This window comes from Bacillus sp. JJ1127 (genome assembly GCF_036965845.1).
Taxonomy (GTDB): domain Bacteria; phylum Bacillota; class Bacilli; order Bacillales; family Bacillaceae_G; genus Bacillus_A.
This window is the reverse complement of the sequence record NZ_JBALQK010000141.1, coordinates 1-4,050: the sequence shown is the minus strand read 5'-3', so window position 1 is coordinate 4,050 and position 4,050 is coordinate 1. Positions and strand designations below refer to the sequence as shown.

Below are 4,050 nucleotides of genomic sequence, written 5' to 3'. Positions count from 1 at the left end.
AATGGATTTATATAGCTTTACCTTTTCACTAATTTTGAAGTGTGAAGCTCTTCAAAAAACATCCGAAATATCAAGAGATATCATCTTTTTCTGTTGAAGGCAGAGGGAAAAGAGGTACATGATATTTTCGGATGTTTTTTATTTAGAGGATAGAAGATGGGGCTAGCAAAATTCGATTGCGTTGCCTCTTTTCAGAAAAGATTCCGAAACGGATTTACATATAATCTGTTTCGGAATCTTTTTTTATGAGCATGTATAAATTGAGCTTTAGAGATTATGTTTACTAGTTTTATATTTTAAACTAATTTTTTCTAGATTTTACTTAGATTTTACTTTCGCCACCTACAATGAAAATAAGAAAACGTAAGTGTTAAAAAATGACACTTGTTTCATAAGGTGAGGAGGTAACGTGATGGAATTAATAATTGACCATGTCACAAAAAAATACGGAGAGAAAGTAGCGTTAAATGATTGTAGTTTACATTTAAAACCAGGAGTATTAGGACTCTTAGGCCCGAATGGTGCGGGGAAGTCTACACTTATGAGAATTTTAGCAACAATTGAACAACCGACGAATGGTAGTGTGATATGGGATGGGGAAAATATTCAAAAGAAACCGAAGCTGTTACGTTCACAACTCGGGTATTTACCGCAAGACTTTGGTGTATATCCAAATATGAACGCAGTCGAGTTTTTAGAGTATATAGCAGCGATGAAAGGTTTATCAATGAGCTCTTCAAAAAAGCGTATCAATGAATTGCTTGAAGCGCTGAACTTAATGAATGACCGGAAACGACTATTAGGCGGCTATTCAGGTGGAATGCGGCAAAGAGTTGGAATTGCACAGGCGCTATTAAATGATCCGAAATTATTGATTGTAGATGAGCCGACAGTAGGATTGGACCCTGAAGAACGAATTCGGTTTAGAAATTTATTATCTAGTCTTTCTTCTAATAGAATCGTTATTTTATCGACACATATTGTAACGGATATTGAATCGATTGCGAGTGATATAGCTTTATTATCAAAAGGGAATGTATTAGCCCATATGCGTCCTGAACAACTATTAAAGTATGTGGAGGGGAAAGTATGGGAATGGGTTATACCAGCTTCTGAGTTACATAATGTTCAAAAGAAATACATAGTAAGCAGCGCGATTCATCGGAGTGATGGAATTCATGCACGCATCGTTTCCAGCAATGCTCCTAGTGCTAAAGCGCATATGATCGCAGCCTCTCTTGAAGATGCGTATCTTTATTATGTTTCCTCGAAAGGAGCGCATAAAATTGAACAATGTATATAATCTATTTTATTTCATTAAAAACAATTTAATTAGGCAAGTGAGAAGTTATCCATTTTTAATTGTAATTGGATTAACGATTTTTTTTGGGTATGCTTGTGTGCCAGCAGCTTCAGCAGGCTATGAAATAATTTATCTTGGTGGAGTTAGAGGAATATATAATTCGAATTGGCTTGGTGGTATGGGAGCAATGACTTCTACTTTATTTATTTGGTTGCTTGGTTTTTATATGCTAAGAAGTCAAATTTCAGACGATCAACAGTTAGGAGTCGGGCAATTGATTGCAGCTTCACCTATAAGTAAATTTCAATATATTTTTAGTAAAACAATTTCTAATTTTATCGTTTTAGTGGCCATTGAGATGGTATTTATTATTGCTTTTATGGTGATGCAATTTATACGTGGGGAAGACCTTTCGTTTCAATTAGGTGGTTATTTATATCCACTCTTTTATATTGTATTTCCTTCGTTATTGCTTCTAGCGGCATTCACAACTTTTTTTGATGTGTTTCCTGGTTTAAAAGGTGTAGTAGGTAATATTGTGTTCTTTTTCTTGTGGGTGTTATTAGCGATTATGTCGTTTGAAATGCCAAATCGTTATTTAGATGTATTTGGTTTAGGAATCATTCGTTCTGATATGATACATGATGCAATGAGAGAATATGAATTTTTAAGAGGAACAAATGGTGGAGGATTCGGGTATAACCCGGTAGAGGGAAAGATTAAAACATTTCATTGGGATGGATTGACCTGGAATGCCGAAATACTTGTAACAAGTTTGGTTTGGATTGGAATGGCGATGTTACTACTTTGGCTAACGTCCCTTGTGTTTAATAGATTTCGTACATTTACTAAAGTAAAGGAAAAGGTAAGAGGGTTTGAGGAGAATAAGAAAAGGATCGCTGTGAATGAACAAAATCATAACTCTTTTACATTCACTTCTATAACGAAAACAAAGAGCATTAGTATGTTTCGTTTAATTAAAGCGGAGCTATCGATTATGTTAAAAGGGTTTACGATTTGGTGGTATGTAATTGCGATTGGGCTTATAGCATTTGGATTGATATGTCCGGTAGATATATCAAAAGGATGGCTACCTATTATTATAATTTGGCCAATTGCAATTTGGTCACAAATGGCAACTAGAGAACGGTTTTATAGGACAAATCAAATTATTTATTCAAGTTGTTCTCCTTTGTATAAGTTTTTTGCGACGTGGATTTCAGGGATTATAGTAGGGGGTATCATCTCCAGTGGTCTTATCATTCAATTTATATTAATTGAAGATATTTCATTTTTGCTTTCTTGGCTTAGTGGCATAGTATTCATCTCCACACTCGCATTGGCACTTGGTGTATGGAGTAGGACACGTAAGTTATTTGAAGTACTGTATATACTCTTATGGTATTTAGGCCCAGTAAATCATCTTCCGTATCTAGATTTCTTAGGGATATCAACATCACACGCAAGTTTGTATAGTATGTTATCTGTTTTACTACTATGTATCGCATTAATCGGACAAGCGCAACAAACAGGGAGAGTATGGTTAATATTCAAGTGAGTGGCCAAGAGGAGTGATGGAATGAAGAATATAAAAGAGAAAATGTATTTGTTTTCATTTATAAGTGTCATGACTTTGAATTTAGTAGCTTGTGATGCAAACAAAAATGAAGCAACAGTCTCCAAAAAGTTTGCTGCTAAAAATATAAATGAAATTCATGTAAAAACAATAGGACAAGATATTAAATTACATTCGACATCTGAAAAGAGTATTATAGTTGATACAGGAGAGGTAAAAGATGCCAAAATAAAAGAAGATGGAGAGAAGTTAGAAATTATAACAGAGAATTCTTCGTCTATTTTATAAGATTTGATTATAAGTACCTCACAAGCACGACCAAGAAAAATTAGTAACAAAACACATTCCAAATAGATCTGTTTGGAGTGTGTTTTGTTGTGTAAATAGTTTTTGATTTGTATATTTTAAATTGGCTTGGATTAGAGAATTTTCTAATCTTCCTGGTGGGAGGATAGGAGCATGTTTTGTAGTGCTTTTCCATATAAATCAAGGGGTATGTGATTTTGACTAATGTAATAAAATATAGACATGCCATTTTCTAACGACAGCATGGTCCACGCTATTTCTTCGGTAGATAAAGTAGATTTGTAATTCTCCTTCAATAGTAAACTCTCAATTGATTTAGAAATTTGTTTTACCGCTTCAGTTACCATGTTAGACCATTTATGGCGTACGGATTCTTCACGCATTGCATATAGAAGAAATTCCATGCTAAGCATACTCCATGTGTGAGTTTGCTGTCTAACCGAATCAAAATACTCATCCATCGTTTCAATAAAATGTGATAATGACTGCTGCTGTCCTATTACTTGACGGATGTTCCGCACATATAAATTCATTTGTTGTTCTACTATGGCTAAGAAGAGATCTTCTTTCGTATGAAAATGAGCATAAACAGCTCCTTTACTAAATCCAGCATGTTCTGCAATCTTATCAACAGAAGCTCCATGAAATCCTAATTTGGCAAAAGTTTCAAAAGCTGATTCCAAGAGTAATTGTCGTGTTTCTTTCTTCCTCTCCTCTTGGGTTAATCTTCGTCGGTTCATCGTACTCCTCCTTTTCTTGACAAGTTATATAGTATTAATATACCGTATAGTATGTAAATTCTTATTGGTATATAAATTATAGACGATATCTCGTCAGAAAGTGACCATTATATAAATCTATTTTA

Annotated in this window: 4 protein-coding genes; 3 read left to right on the top strand and 1 reads right to left on the bottom strand. The window is 34.2% G+C overall.

Translation table 11 applies throughout. From position 1 onward, the window contains the following. Positions 1–412: 412 nt before the first annotated feature. The 3 genes from V7183_RS14520 to V7183_RS14510 are packed head-to-tail and all read left to right on the top strand — an operon-like array spanning position 413 to position 3,167. On the top strand, positions 413–1,303 hold the full coding sequence (locus tag V7183_RS14520) for an ABC transporter ATP-binding protein (RefSeq protein ID WP_097896321.1): 891 nt from the start codon (positions 413–415) through the stop codon (positions 1,301–1,303). Continuing rightward, positions 1,287–2,861: a hypothetical protein gene (locus V7183_RS14515; protein WP_335359964.1), complete on the top strand. Its 1,575-nt coding sequence runs from the start codon at positions 1,287–1,289 to the stop codon at positions 2,859–2,861. The genes V7183_RS14520 and V7183_RS14515 overlap by 17 nt, the downstream gene beginning before the upstream one ends. A gap of 21 nt (positions 2,862–2,882) precedes the next feature. Continuing rightward, positions 2,883–3,167: a hypothetical protein gene (locus tag V7183_RS14510; protein WP_335359963.1), complete on the top strand. Its 285-nt coding sequence runs from the start codon at positions 2,883–2,885 to the stop codon at positions 3,165–3,167. 143 nt (positions 3,168–3,310) lie between these two features. Here the strand turns inward: V7183_RS14510 and V7183_RS14505 are convergent, their stop codons facing one another. After that, on the bottom strand, positions 3,311–3,925 hold the full coding sequence (locus V7183_RS14505; RefSeq protein ID WP_335359962.1) for a TetR/AcrR family transcriptional regulator: 615 nt from the start codon (positions 3,923–3,925) through the stop codon (positions 3,311–3,313). Between the last annotated feature and the right edge of the window lie 125 nt (positions 3,926–4,050).

Bases quoted from the DNA above. Each gene is read 5' to 3' on its own strand.
- V7183_RS14505 (WP_335359962.1), bottom strand. From the start codon at position 3,925: ATGAACCGACGAAGATTAACCCAAGAGGAGAGGAAGAAAGAAACACGA.
- V7183_RS14510 (WP_335359963.1), top strand. From the start codon at position 2,883: ATGAAGAATATAAAAGAGAAAATGTATTTGTTTTCATTTATAAGTGTC.
- V7183_RS14520 (WP_097896321.1), top strand. From the start codon at position 413: ATGGAATTAATAATTGACCATGTCACAAAAAAATACGGAGAGAAAGTA.